The 13,387-nt window shown below is 43.9% G+C and carries 16 protein-coding genes; 7 read left to right on the plus strand and 9 right to left on the minus strand.

What is annotated here, in order from left to right; genetic code table 11:
• Positions 1-16: 16 nt before the first annotated feature.
• Positions 17-301, minus strand: a complete 285-nt coding sequence (locus tag CCZ37_RS08280) for a YeaC family protein (protein ID WP_094500281.1) — start codon at positions 299-301, stop codon at positions 17-19.
• Positions 302-402: 101 nt separating this feature from the next.
• Here CCZ37_RS08280 and CCZ37_RS08285 point away from each other — a divergent pair, with 101 nt between their 5' ends.
• Positions 403-1,227 carry a DUF2989 domain-containing protein gene (locus CCZ37_RS08285; RefSeq protein ID WP_010317211.1) on the plus strand — a complete coding sequence of 275 codons (825 nt, stop codon included), beginning with the start codon at positions 403-405 and terminating at the stop codon, positions 1,225-1,227.
• A 47-nt stretch (positions 1,228-1,274) separates the two neighbouring features.
• Here CCZ37_RS08285 and msrB read toward each other — a convergent pair whose 3' ends face one another.
• Positions 1,275-1,679 (minus strand): peptide-methionine (R)-S-oxide reductase MsrB, encoded by a 405-nt coding sequence (gene msrB / locus CCZ37_RS08290; protein WP_010317214.1) that lies wholly within the window; start codon positions 1,677-1,679, stop codon positions 1,275-1,277.
• 339 nt (positions 1,680-2,018) lie between these two features.
• On the opposite strand from msrB, the gene gap reads away from it, so the two are divergent.
• From gap to CCZ37_RS08315, 5 genes are all read left to right on the plus strand, one after another.
• The gene (gene gap / locus CCZ37_RS08295; RefSeq protein ID WP_010317219.1) at positions 2,019-3,014 is read left to right on the plus strand and encodes a type I glyceraldehyde-3-phosphate dehydrogenase; all 996 of its coding nucleotides are present in this window, start codon (positions 2,019-2,021) and stop codon (positions 3,012-3,014) included.
• Between the two features lie 156 nt (positions 3,015-3,170).
• Positions 3,171-4,055 carry a D-hexose-6-phosphate mutarotase gene (locus CCZ37_RS08300; protein ID WP_094500282.1) on the plus strand — a complete coding sequence of 295 codons (885 nt, stop codon included), beginning with the start codon at positions 3,171-3,173 and terminating at the stop codon, positions 4,053-4,055.
• A gap of 119 nt (positions 4,056-4,174) precedes the next feature.
• Complete coding sequence (gene rlmA, locus CCZ37_RS08305) at positions 4,175-4,996, plus strand: 23S rRNA (guanine(745)-N(1))-methyltransferase (protein WP_010317223.1); 822 nt, start codon at positions 4,175-4,177, stop codon at positions 4,994-4,996.
• Positions 4,997-5,054: 58 nt separating this feature from the next.
• On the plus strand, positions 5,055-5,990 hold the full coding sequence (locus tag CCZ37_RS08310) for a ChaN family lipoprotein (protein ID WP_094500283.1): 936 nt from the start codon (positions 5,055-5,057) through the stop codon (positions 5,988-5,990).
• A gap of 150 nt (positions 5,991-6,140) precedes the next feature.
• Positions 6,141-6,491, plus strand: a complete 351-nt coding sequence (locus tag CCZ37_RS08315; protein ID WP_094500284.1) for a hypothetical protein — start codon at positions 6,141-6,143, stop codon at positions 6,489-6,491.
• 22 nt (positions 6,492-6,513) lie between these two features.
• Here CCZ37_RS08315 and CCZ37_RS08320 read toward each other — a convergent pair whose 3' ends face one another.
• Positions 6,514-6,954: a YcgN family cysteine cluster protein gene (locus tag CCZ37_RS08320; protein WP_010317229.1), complete on the minus strand. Its 441-nt coding sequence runs from the start codon at positions 6,952-6,954 to the stop codon at positions 6,514-6,516.
• A gap of 158 nt (positions 6,955-7,112) precedes the next feature.
• Here CCZ37_RS08320 and CCZ37_RS08325 point away from each other — a divergent pair, with 158 nt between their 5' ends.
• Complete coding sequence (locus tag CCZ37_RS08325) at positions 7,113-7,364, plus strand: YkgJ family cysteine cluster protein (protein ID WP_094500285.1); 252 nt, start codon at positions 7,113-7,115, stop codon at positions 7,362-7,364.
• A 74-nt stretch (positions 7,365-7,438) separates the two neighbouring features.
• Here the strand turns inward: CCZ37_RS08325 and CCZ37_RS08330 are convergent, their stop codons facing one another.
• The 6 genes from CCZ37_RS08330 to CCZ37_RS08355 all read right to left on the minus strand — a co-directional run bounded on the left by CCZ37_RS08330 (position 7,439) and on the right by CCZ37_RS08355 (position 13,288).
• The gene (locus CCZ37_RS08330) at positions 7,439-8,809 is read right to left on the minus strand and encodes a transporter substrate-binding domain-containing diguanylate cyclase (protein ID WP_244187261.1); all 1,371 of its coding nucleotides are present in this window, start codon (positions 8,807-8,809) and stop codon (positions 7,439-7,441) included.
• Positions 8,810-8,951: 142 nt separating this feature from the next.
• Entirely contained in the window at positions 8,952-9,563 is a 612-nt protein-coding gene (recR, locus tag CCZ37_RS08335) for a recombination mediator RecR (RefSeq protein WP_010318663.1), read from the minus strand.
• A 51-nt stretch (positions 9,564-9,614) separates the two neighbouring features.
• Positions 9,615-9,944 (minus strand): YbaB/EbfC family nucleoid-associated protein, encoded by a 330-nt coding sequence (locus CCZ37_RS08340; RefSeq protein WP_013857237.1) that lies wholly within the window; start codon positions 9,942-9,944, stop codon positions 9,615-9,617.
• An 82-nt stretch (positions 9,945-10,026) separates the two neighbouring features.
• Positions 10,027-12,171 carry a DNA polymerase III subunit gamma/tau gene (gene dnaX / locus CCZ37_RS08345; protein WP_094500286.1) on the minus strand — a complete coding sequence of 715 codons (2,145 nt, stop codon included), beginning with the start codon at positions 12,169-12,171 and terminating at the stop codon, positions 10,027-10,029.
• Between the two features lie 21 nt (positions 12,172-12,192).
• On the minus strand, positions 12,193-12,738 hold the full coding sequence (gene apt, locus CCZ37_RS08350; RefSeq protein WP_010318660.1) for an adenine phosphoribosyltransferase: 546 nt from the start codon (positions 12,736-12,738) through the stop codon (positions 12,193-12,195).
• Between the two features lie 157 nt (positions 12,739-12,895).
• Entirely contained in the window at positions 12,896-13,288 is a 393-nt protein-coding gene (locus CCZ37_RS08355) for a YbaN family protein (RefSeq protein WP_029626930.1), read from the minus strand.
• Positions 13,289-13,387: the final 99 nt, after the last annotated feature.

The raw sequence follows: 13,387 nt of genomic DNA on the forward strand, positions 1-13,387 counted from the left end.
ATAAGTCAAAATAGACTCATTCGTGGTTTGGATTAACTCGAACAATATCGTCTTGTCCGTTTTGAAAGCGCTTTTTCAGCTCACTTTTTGACTTAAAACTGATTTCTCCACCAGCGGCAACTGTCATATGGTCCGCTTCTACATTATGCTTAGATTGATACAACATCACAGCTTGCATGCATGAATCTCGCTGTGTTTGTGAAAGTGGTGTACCTTCAGGCCACTTACCCGTTTCAACAGCGTGCATTAATCGCTTGTAAGCTTCGGGGGTGATGGCGTTAATGAGTTGATCGGCATCCATGGTCTATCCTTAATTAACGAATTCGTCACAAACATAACTTGCCATGATATTGAGTCAAGGCAAGCCCAATAAATAAGTGTATTTGATCACAAGCTAATATTATGAATTTGATAAAAGTGCCCATGATTCTCAGCCTATCACTTCTTATAAGTGGCTGCTTTGAGAATAACAGAGATACCGACAAGCTATGTGCTGATAATCCTAATTTGCGCTGTGAAAGGCTCAATATAAATGATGGGCAATGTAGAGTTCCACGCACGGACCTTATCTGGCATCGATTTGAAGTGCTTAAAAATCCAAGCGATAGCAACAAGATTAAAGAATACGGATTAGTTCAAGCTTATCGAAAATGTCTTGAGCTCGCTTCACAAATTCAAGCGATTGATCAAACAGAACTGAAACAACGTCGATTTTCAGCACTCATCAATACAGGGAAAGATTTAGAGCAGATTGAACAAGAGCTTCAGTCATCCAGCTCCGCGGAAACCTTATACTTTCTCTGGAGTCAGATTGGTGATAAAAGAGCACAAAGGGAATTCTTACAACGTGAAGGTAAACCCGAGCTAGATACAGCAGAAATGCAATACGCTCTCGCTACTTTTTATGTTCAACGGGATCGAGAAAAAGCAATCTATTTGCTCCATCGAACCTTAGAACTCAGCCCAAAAGGCAGTATCAACCTTGATGCTATCAAATCTCTTGCCAGTACCAACCAAATACTTAAGCAAAGTGAAAAAGCTTATATCTGGGCAATGGTAGGGAAAACATTCAATATACCGGTCGCTTCAGAAACTGAACTCAAATTATTATATGGTTTTGATCAAAATAAATTTGATGCACTGGACGACATCGCAGAAAAAATCGTCACTGCACTCAAAAAGGGGCAATTTACACCGGCCCTCATTCCCATCGAATTTACAGACTAACAAAGTGTAACCATAAAACGAAGAGCGGTGATAAGTTCACCGCTTTTTCACTTTTTGTTGAAAATTAACGACACTGAATTGACACAAAATCGTTCGCCTGTTGTTTGAGGCCCATCAGGAAAGACATGCCCTAGATGGCTATCACATACCGCACAACGGATCTCAGTTCGAATCATTCCATGCGTTAAATCTTCAAGATAGCGGATCGCAGTATCCTTGATCGGTGCATCAAAGCTTGGCCAGCCACACCCTGAATCATACTTATTGTTGGAGACAAATAACGGGCTACTGCAACAGGTACACGCGTATACGCCTGTGTCACGATTGTGTAATAACTTGCCACTAAACGGGGCTTCTGTACCGCGTTGACGACAAACATAAAACTCATCATCTGTTAGCCTTTCACGCCAGTATTCATCAGGCTTAACGCTATTTTCAACCTTTGATTTCACTTACAAAACTTCCCTTCTTCTCAATGTTGCTATGGTACTTTTTATGCCAAAGACTTGCGCACCCTAGCCTTTGTAGCACATACTTTCTCACCATGAAATGGGCAGTATGTAATTTCTGAACGGCTTTAGGAAGGCCAAAGTATTTTACGCAAACTGAGAGTAAACAGAAACGGTATTAAGTTTAAAATTTAATCACTTGCGACTAATTGTGAAAAAAAGCGTCGCTTTTTTTTGACTTTAAACAAGTTAAGTCCGATTATCTGTTGCAGACATTTACTGGGTTCTGTAATTTTACTACCAGTTATCTTTAATCAGAAATTAAGTTGTGGAGCAACTATAATGACTATCAAAGTAGGTATTAACGGTTTTGGCCGTATCGGTCGTTTCGTATTCCGTGCAGCGCAAGAGCGCAACGACATCGAAGTTGTAGGTATTAACGACCTTATCGACGTAGATTATATGGCATACATGTTAAAGTATGACTCAACTCACGGTCGTTTCAACGGCACTGTTGAAGTTGAAGCTGGCAACCTAGTTGTAAACGGCAAAACTGTACGTGTAACAGCTGAGCGTAACCCAGAAGATCTAAAATGGGATGCAATCGGTGTTGACGTGGTTGCTGAAGCAACAGGTCTATTCCTAGACGACGCAACCGCTCGTAAGCACATCACTGCTGGCGCGAAAAAAGTTGTTCTAACTGGTCCTTCAAAAGACGCGACTCCAATGTTCGTAATGGGTGTTAACCACGCTTCTTACGCTGGTCAAGACATCGTTTCTAACGCTTCTTGTACTACAAACTGCCTAGCACCTATCGCTAAAGTTCTTAATGACAAGTGGGGCATCGAGTCTGGTCTTATGACTACTGTTCACGCAACGACAGCGACTCAAAAAACTGTAGATGGTCCTTCTGCGAAAGACTGGCGTGGTGGTCGTGGTGCTTCTCAAAACATCATCCCATCTTCAACTGGCGCAGCTAAAGCAGTTGGCGTTGTAATCCCAGAACTAAACGGCAAACTGACTGGTATGGCTTTCCGCGTACCTACAGCGAACGTTTCTGTAGTTGACCTAACTGTTAACCTACAAAACCCAGCATCTTACGCAGAAATTTGTGCTGAAATGAAGCGCGCTTCTGAAAACGAATTCGCTGGCGTTCTAGGCTACACTGAAGATGCCGTTGTTTCTCAAGACTTCATCGGCGAAATCAACACATCTGTATTCGATGCTAAAGCTGGTATCGCACTGACTGACAAATTCGTTAAAGTTGTATCTTGGTACGACAACGAAATCGGTTACTCAAACAAAGTTCTAGACCTAATCGCTCACGTTTCTAAATAATCGTAGTGTTTAGCGAAGAAATTCGTTGAGAACAAAAAGGCGGCCATTGTGTCGCCTTTTTAGTATCTGTCCCTTTCCTTATGTGGGACTGCGTTAGACAATCCGAGCCGTTCCTCACTTATTTATCCGGTAGGAATGGCATGAGGTATCGAATTTATGGATCTGCAATCTCTCCCTACCCTGACTTATCTTTCTGACAACGTCACTATCGTTGAGAAAGAGGGCGTTAAAATTGTTCGCGTTATTCATGACAAAGCGACCGCAGGAATTACACTGCATGGCGGCCATGTCATCTCATTCACTCCTAAAGGACAAGATGAGCTCATTTGGATGAGTGACACGGCCATTTTTGACGGTAAAACCGCTCTAAGAGGCGGGATCCCTGTTTGTTGGCCGTGGTTTGGCCGTATTGCTGCACCAGCCCATGGTTTCGCACGCACCAGTGAATGGGCATTGATTGAACATAGAGAAAACGATCAGGGCGTCATTATCGTGTTAGGGCTCAACCATTCGCCCCAAACACTGGCTATTTGGCCATTTCAATTCCAAACTCGTCTTTATGTTGAAATCGGTGACAAGTTAAAAGTCACTTTAGAAACGACCAATACGGATGAGAAAGCATGGACGTTTTCTGCAGCGCTGCACAGCTACCTCAAGGTTGGTAATATTACCCAGACCACTACTACAGGTATGGGCGTTGAATATATAGACAGCTTACAAGATGCAAAAATGTGTCAAGGTGGTTCAACACTCATCCTCACCGATACGATTGATCGCGTCTATACCGCGCCTGAAGCACAAATTCAGGTCCAAGATCCTGTTTTGAATCGCACGTTAGTGGTTGAAAACTCTGGACACAACTCTGCCGTCTTGTGGAATCCATGGGCTCAAGGCGCTCAATCAATGGCAGATATGCCTGACGATGGTTATCAAACGATGCTTTGTGTTGAATCTACACTGCATGCCCCTTGCTTATCCGCTGGAAAAACCTTGCAACCAGGTGGAAGCCATCAGCTCGTCACGACGGTTTTTTCCAACTAAGCTTTTTTGGCGAATTTTCCATCATCGTACTCATCCTGAGGGCAGTGAAATCACGCTGTCCTTTTTATTTCTAGCCGCAGACGCTAAACTGGCGCCTTTGTTTTTCAAGCGAGATCTTCATGGCGTATCTGTGCCCCCTTTGCCTGCAACCTCTGTTGCAACAGCAGCAAATATTGAAATGTGAAAATAATCATCAATTTGATATAGCCAAAGAGGGCTACGTCAATTTGATGCCTGCTCATCATAAACGCTCAAAAGATCCGGGTGATAATAAAGAGATGATGCAGGCTCGTCGCCGTTTTCTTGAAGGTGGACATTACGATCTGATGCGTCAGACGGTCGCTCAGTTGTGCAGTAAGTATCTGCAAGATTCTTCTTATCAGTTTTTAGACATCGGCTGCGGCGAAGGTTACTACACCCAATTTGTCGCTCAAACGCTTGCACAACACTCGATACAATCGGTCACCTATGGGTTAGATATCTCTAAAATCGCCGTCCGTTATGCAGCAAAGCGCTACCCTATGGTCAACTTTGTCGTTGCCTCCAGCCACCGCTTGCCCTTTGACGATGCTTCCCTAGCCGGTATATTACGAATTTATGCGCCCTGTAAAGCGCAAGAGCTTTACCGCTGCATTCAAAACCAAGGAGTGGTGATTACCGTTACACCAGCGGCAAGGCACCTCTATCAGTTAAAAGAAGGGATCTATCCTAATGTTCAACTGCACGATGAAACCGCAGAAGAGATAGCTGGGTTTACATTAGTAGAGCAACAAAAACTGCACTACACCATGGCATTAAGCGGTAACGATGCTTTTGATTTATTACAGATGACGCCGTTTGCATGGCGGGCCAGTGATGAGCTACGAGCGCAATTAAAGCAAGCTGAGCAATTTAATTGTGAGGCCGATTTTATGATCAGCGTTTACCGTAAAGTTATTTGATAATAATTCTCATTATATTGCAAATCGACCGTGTCTCCATTATTATGCCAAATTCACAATGGAGACCCTCATGCGCTTAGTTACTTCTCTGGCTCTACTATTACCACTTTTTGGCTGTGCTTCGCACCAGCCGAAGCCCATTGCTCACTTTTATGACTACCAATTATCCACCCCTAGCGGCAAACCATTGAATCTCAATTCGCTGCCGAATGAGATAAAAAATGCCGATATCATTTTAGTCGGTGAGTGGCATACACACCCAGCCATTCATCGCTTCCAAACCGAGCTATTGGCACAACTCAGCCGAGAAAACACCCATGTAGCCTTGTCTATGGAACAATTTTCACGCGATGAACAAGAGATACTGAACCGCTATCTAGCAGGAGAAATCGGCGAACAATACCTTATTTCTCAGACCAGAGCGTGGCCAAACTACCAAAGTGACTACCGCCCACTGGTTGAATTTGCAAAATCACAGCAGTTGGATGTCATTGCCGCTAATGCGCCTAAACCTTTCGTACGTTGTATCGGCAAAGTAGGGATCAAATACCTTGATAAATTAACGCCAGTAGAGCGGGCTCAGGTTGCAAACCAAATTGACACCTCAGCCTCTCCCTACAAAGCGAAGTTCATGGCATCAATGCATCACGGCTCAAAAGATCAAACAGAAAAACAGTACGCAGCTCAGGTCACTTGGGATGAAACGATGGCAGAAAGCATGGTGGATTATTTACAAAACCACCCGACAGCTCAGGTGATGCACATCGCAGGCAAGTTCCACACCGAGCACGGTTTAGGCACGGCGCATTCTATCCTTCGTCGAAATCCTGATTTAAAGGTTGCCATCATCACGCCCGTAGAGGATACCCAGACGTCGTATCCTGATTTCCAACTCACTGTACTGCCAATTCCCACTGCCTATGTTCAAGCAGAGCATCGCATGCAAGCCTATCAACAGATAAAGAATCGCAACACAGATCTCACTTGCGACTGATAAACCACAACCAATGCGCCTTTTTATTCTTTTTAGACAAAATCGGCGTGTTTTTTGCTTGCATACATTTCATACAAAATGCGAATATTTTGCACAAGTTTTCCATCAATCTGCCGATAAATTAACTGATGGCATTTATAGGAGAGAAGTATGACACCAGTAGGAACAAGCTCAGCGCAACTGCATTCACTCCAACAAGTTAAAGCTCAAGCTAATTCTACAGCGGCATCCACCCCCTCTGCCCCGCTCAAAGTGGAGCAGAATAGCGTCACTTTGTCTGATGAAGGCAAAGCCTTGCTCGCAGCGCTGCAACAACTCGACAAAGAGAGTAAGTTAGAAAACAAAGAGAAAACCGTGACAGGTAAAGTGGAGTCGTTTGCTCATGGTGCTTTGGGGTTAGATCATCCAGATAAAAAACCAGAAGAAGACGACAGCTCCTATTCTGCAGGGAAATATTTTTCCGCCGCGGCAACAATAGGTGGTTTGTTACTGCTTCTCTAGTCTTTTAGATTTCTATTAGATACTAATTACGGTTTGGATGATTGATAATATGGTCCTCCCAGTCGATAACATCAATCTCATAAACGACTTTGTTGCGAACACTTTCTTGCGCGGCGTGCATCGCCTCTTTGGAGCCGGTAATCAAAGGATGCCATTGCGGCAATGTTTTGCCTTCTGACAGTACACGATAGGCGCACGTATCCGGCAACCAGTTAAATTCATCAATTTTATCACGCGTCAGTTTTAAGCACTCCTCACCAGAATTGAAACGGTTTGGATAATCCTTACATGAGCAGGTATCGCTGTTTAACCAACTGCAAGCGACATTGGTGTAATAGACCTCATCACTATCTTCATCCATTAACTTGTGTAAGCAACACTTACCGCATCCATCACAAAGCGACTCCCACTCCGATTCCGTCATTTGTTCTAATTTCTTATTTTGCCAGAATGGTGTGCTCATGAGTCTTTATCTTACTTAACGAATGGGGTGCGTGTTATACCTCCACACCATCCAAAGTTCAAGGATAAAAACGGCTTGTTAATTTAGGAAGCTATTGCTGTACACTTCGGTCACATCTGCTAGGATCGTCACCCTTTTATTTTTACTGGTACTCAATTATGGAATGCAGACTTGGTTGTGGTGCGTGTTGTATCGCTCCTAGTATTTCTTCCTCCATCCCGGGTATGGAGCAAGGAAAGCCAGCTGGTGTACGTTGCATTCAACTTAATGACGCTAATTTGTGCAAGTTATTTGGTAAGCCTGAACGTCCAAAAGTATGCCACGAGTTTAAACCTTGCCCGATGGTCTGTGGCAACACGAACCAAGAAGCTTTGACCAACATTACCGAACTTGAGCAAACGACTGGCTAACCTCTGTTTATCCGTTTATTAAGGCTCTATATCTAAACTATAGATGATGTGTAACGAATCATTATTGTGACTCTTTAGATTACTGTCATTTCAACACGATCTTTTCCCGCAGTTTTGGCTTTATATAAAGCATCATCAGCAAGAGTTAATTCATCCGTTTTACGATAATACGAGTAATAAGCAACTCCCATACTAACCGTAATTCCCTTTATGGTAGGAAAAGCCATTAAACTATGGTTTTTTATGGTACTAATGATTTGTTCAGCGAAATTCAACGCTTCTTCCGATGTATTAAAATAAGCTACAATCGCAAACTCCTCACCACCAATACGAGCCAATGTTTGGCCTTTTTTCATCAAATAATTAGCCTGATTTGCAACGTACTTTATTACTTCATCACCGACGCCATGGCCAAATGAATCATTCACAGATTTAAAATTATCAATATCAAAGATCATCAAGGCAATATCATTCATTCCTTCAGGCGAAGCCTCCAGCTTTTGCATAAAATGGCGGCGATTATAAATACCCGTCAGGCTATCTGTCTCAGACAATAACAATAATTTGGAGTTCATACTTTGCAATTCATCAGTCTTGTGGGCAACACTGCGTTTAAGCAGTTTTATGTATAAAATCAAAAAAATGAAGACAAAGGTAACAATGGCGTGAATTAAATACTTAGGATAAACCGTTTCAACACTATGATGAATCCAACGGTAAACAATGCGTGATTTATCATCTTCACTTATCTTCGAAAAGCCCTGTGATACATCAGTATAAATTGAGTTACCTTTAGCAACCGCTGGATATAACACCCCTGTGTATAAATGTTGTACAGGAAGTAATTTACCAGGCTTATTGCCAACATGCAGGAAATAATTAGAGACTTGAGTATCTGCAACAAACGCTTTTAGTCGGGCAGACAATGCCTCTTCCATCATTAATTTATTACTAGTGAAAGTCTTTAACTTAACATTGGGATAATGAGTTTGCATATACTCTTGTTGGTAACCACCGAATAAAACACCGACTTCATAGTCATAGCCACCCAACAAAAATTCTTTAACAGAAAATTCGCTCAGTAAAGTTCGATTAAAGTAGAGTTTGGTATCAATAGAGAAAAGAGGCTCAATAAAATCAAATTTTTCCTCACGTTTATCGGACCGGACCATACCTATATGGGCATCAGCATTACCACTTAGCACATTATCTAAAGATTGTTGCCAATTTGTAACTTTAAATTCAACAGGGGTGCCTGTACGCTGTGAATACTCCTGCCAGAAATTGACAAGTATTCCCATCGCTTCTCCCTGCTCATTCGTGTAAGAATAAGGGTGCCAACTATCGGTCGTAGCGATAACCAATGTCTGCTTTGCAGCAGCAGGAAGAGTTGAGCCAACTATAAAAAAGAGCATCCCAACTGCAAATAACTTATATCCCCACATTGCATCCCTCGGATCACTAGCTAAAGTCAAGTCATGCTAGGGAAATCCCTCCCCAGCATGAGGACAGTATAGCCCAGATATATGAATAAAAAAAACTCATGAAAGCAATTGATTAAGTTGATTTTTAAGAAAATAGTATTGTTTAAGGGAGTGGTTTAATAATTTGTCTGCCAAGCAAAGAGTGCGATAGCGTCGTGCCATCAACAAGCTCAAGCTCACCGCCAACAGGCACACCATGAGCAATACGGCTCGCAGAGACTTGATGGGCGCGACATAATTCCGCAATGTAGTGCGCGGTCGCTTCCCCTTCAACGGTTGGGTTAGTGGCAAGAATGACTTCGGCAATGCCACCACGTTGCAAACGGTAATCCAGCGTATCTAAACCAATATCACTCGGGCCGATACCATCTAAAGGTGATAAGTGTCCCATCAGAACAAAATAACGTCCAGAATATTGGCCTGTAGCTTCAATTGCCGCAATATCAGCAGGGCTTTCGACTACACAGAGTTGGCCGTTATCCTGCCGCTTAGGGTTGCTACAAATATGACAAGTTTCTTCTTCAGTGAAAGTTCGACATTCACTGCAATGTCCAATTTCTGTCATGGCTTGGCTTAAAGCATCGGCGAGCTGTAAGCCGCCTTTTCTATCGCGCTGTAACAAATGAAAGGCCATACGCTGCGCTGACTTGGGACCCACCCCAGGCAGACAACGTAAGGCCTCCATCAAATGCTCCAGCATATGACTGGTACGCATTAGTAACCTATTTTGTTTGTTAAAAAGGTTGTTTGTTAAAAAGGTCGTTCGTTAAAACGGCATTTTCATACCTGGTGGTAATTGCATGCCACCAGTGACAGAAGCCATTTTTTCTTTTTGAGTCTCTTCCACGCGGCGCGCAGCATCATTGAAAGCGGCGGCAATCAGATCTTCTAGCATCTCTTTGTCGTCTTCCATTAAGCTTTCATCAATCTCTACACGGCGTACGCTGTGGCTACCAGTAATGGTCACTTTTACCAGACCAGCACCAGACTCACCAACCACTTCCATATTCGCAATTTCTTCTTGTAGCTTTTGCATGCGCTCTTGCATTTGTTGGGCTTGCTTCATTAGGTTGCCCATACCGCCTTTACCAAACATGTTTATCTCTCTGGTTGAATTGAGTGTTTCACATAAGGTGGGGTCATAACATATAGATTCAACCCCACACTCGCTTAATTGATTAAATCGGCCGCACACTGTCGCGATCAAGTTCCGCATCAAAACGTCGCTTGAAGAACATTACGTGAGGGTCAGCCTCCAAGCTGTTCAATGCTTGCTCTAATTTGAGTTGGTAAAGACGCTCTCTAAGCTCCAATGGCGTCTCACCTTGCTCACCAATTGTCACGCTAAGGTGGCACTCTTCAGCTAATGTCTCATTGAGCGCTTCTAACAACTCGCTTTGTGCTTTATCGGTATTAAGATGGGCCTGACTTGGCCGCAGCACTAGCTCAATTGATGAGCCCGATTTGTGGTAGACAGAATTAAGTGCTAATTGTTCCACTAACTTGGCAATATCGAGCTGGTGGATCAGAGCTGCCCACTCATCTTGTTCTATCGATTCTGCAAGTAACTTTTCTGCCATCTCTGGCGTTTTAATATGTTCTAGCGCTTGCTTAATTTGTGTCGGTGTCAGCTCTGTTTTTTGTTGTTCAACCACCACAGGTTGCAGCGTTGGACGCCACTGATAAGGCTCGTTGTCCAAGGTTGGGGCGGCTTCAGGAGCGGATGTTGACAAAGGCGACACTCGAGCTGATTTTCCATGCGAGGCAACACGCTCAAGCACAGATTCAGATTTAGTCGATGCCGCATTAGGCTTTTTTGTCCCGTTGCTCTTTGTTTCATTCACTCCTTTTGCTGGCTGAGCAACTCCTTGGCGCTGTGAACGCAACTGGTGTCGCAGCCCTGCAATCGGTGAGGGACGTGGAGCTGAAGAAGGTGCTGGTGGTTGAGGAACTGGTGCTGGCTGATACGATTCTGGGGCATATTCCATTGCACTGGACATGTCATCATTCATATCCGCATAGCGGTTATCGTAATCTTGAACGATGCCATAATCAGGCTGAGTATCCTCATGCCTTTGTGGCTCATTAACCTGACTGTACGATACGGGAGCCACCGACGTTTGCTTAGGTTCAGTTAGAGGCGTTACCACTGATACAGGTTTTTGTGAAGGAGTGCCGTGGCTTGGCACTGCGACATCTGAACTCACTTCAGTGCTGAACGTATTCACCAACGATACAGAAGCAGGACGAAACGCCATCATACGTAGCACAATCATTTCCAGCCCCGTTCGAGCGGTTGGCGAGAGTGCTAAATCTTCACGCCCTTTTAAAGCAATTTGATAATAGAGCTGCACATCTTGTGGGCTCAGTGCTTTGCTAAGCAGTTGCACTTTCTCTGAGTCAGGTTGGGTTTTGTCCAGTGTTGCTGGCAACGCTTGATACATCGCAATACGGTGTAACTGCGCCGCGAGTTGTTGTAGTAATCCATCCCAATCCACACCATTTTGTGCTAAGTGTGCAACGCTATCCATCGCCGTTTGAGGCTGTTTACTGCTAATGGCTTGCAGTAAATGGAGTGCTTGATCTGTGTCTAGCGTGCCAAGCATTGGCGCGACTACATCGGCCATCACCTGGTTATTACCCAATGCAATCGCTTGATCAGTTAAGCTAAGTGCATCACGCATACTGCCATCGGCAGCATGAGCGATCATTCTTAATGCTCTCGCTTCACAAGGGATCTGCTCTGCCGCTAAAACATGCTCAAGCTGATCGTGGATATTTTCAACACTGATCGGCTTAAGATGAAACTGTAAGCAGCGCGATAAAATCGTAACCGGCAGCTTTTGCGGATCTGTCGTAGCGAGCAAGAATTTCACATACTCAGGCGGCTCTTCCAACGTTTTAAGCAAAGCGTTAAAACTGTGGCGCGACAGCATGTGTACTTCATCGATTAAGTACACCTTGAAGCGACCGCGAGCAGGCTTGTACTGCACGTTATCAAGTAATTCGCGCGTATCTTCGACTTTGGTTCGTGATGCCGCATCTATTTCTAAAAGGTCAACAAAACGGCCTTGGTCAATCTCTCGGCAAGTATCACATTGGCCACAAGGTGTGGCCGTAATACCGGTTTCACAATTTAACCCTTTAGCAAACAAGCGACCAATCGTCGTCTTGCCGACACCACGTGTACCGCTGAATAAATACGCATGGTGCAATCTATTTTGGGCCAACGCATTTTCTAGTGCAGTTAAGACATGTGCTTGCCCCACTACCTCATTAAATTTTGTTGGTCGCCATTTTCGCGCTAAGGCAAGATAACTCATGAGTACGTCCAGTTGATTAGCTTAGTGACCTTCAAATTCACAAATACTATAAACGTTCAGGCCCAAACCTTGTAAACGTTTGTCTCCACCGATTTCAGGCAGGTTGATGACAAAAGCAGCGTGCTCGACTTCACCTCCAAGCTGGCGGATCAATTTAGTCGTCGCTTCAATCGTGCCACCCGTTGCCAGTAAATCATCCACCACCAGCACCTTATCACCTTGTTTGATTGCATCAACGTGAATTTCTAATGTGTCAGTACCGTATTCCAATTCGTAAGATTGGGCCAACGTTTCGCGCGGTAACTTACCCGGTTTACGCACAGGTACAAACCCTACCCCAAGCTCTAATGCTAATGGCGCACCAAATAGAAAACCACGCGCTTCAGTACCAACAACTTTGGTAAAGCCCATGTCTTTATATTTTTCGACTAATAAAGCAATGGTTGCTTGATAGGCTTTTGCATCCTCTAGCAGGCTGGTCACATCACGAAACAAAATGCCAGGTTTTGGGTAATTAGGAATGCTTTGAATGCTCGATTTGATCAAAGAGATAGTTTCGGTTGTCATAACTTACATTTACTTAGATTGGCTCTTCATTTTCCACAATACATTTACGCATGAGAATGATAGAGCGTGAGCTCTCAGCACCATAGATAAGCCACAATATCTTAGCCGCTGAAAAAACAAACGCCCATTCGAAGAATGGGCACACTTCCCCATAATGCTAGTGATTTTCTTGTTGGTTAGCAACCTGCTCATGAGTGGGAAGTCGAATAAACCAAGTGATCAGGACCACAAGCATAGTAAACAACATAATTTTGAGCCAAAAGTGCGGAACAACCCAGATGGAAAAAGTAAAGCTTAGGATAATCCACAAACATCCCCGTTGTTTCACTTGTCGCGAAACAGCGCCATGTTGCTGCCAATTATCCAGTATTGGGCCTAACGTCTGATGTTGATGTAACCAAGCATGAAAACGCGGGCTACTTCGTAAAAAACAAGCACTAGCAAGGAGTATGAAAGGTGTTGTGGGGAGTAGCGGTAAGAATATGCCTATCGCGCCTAACAGAAGGCAGAGCCCGCCAACAACCGTAAGAAAAAAATGCCGAATATTGATGACGAACTCCCCAACGTACGAATCAACTCAGAAAGTTGAATAACCATTAAACACACGGATCCAAGTCAATATTGCTGGCAATGTAGGGATCGAAAGTAC

The organism is Vibrio qinghaiensis (assembly GCF_002257545.1).
GTDB lineage: Bacteria > Pseudomonadota > Gammaproteobacteria > Enterobacterales > Vibrionaceae > Vibrio > Vibrio ordalii.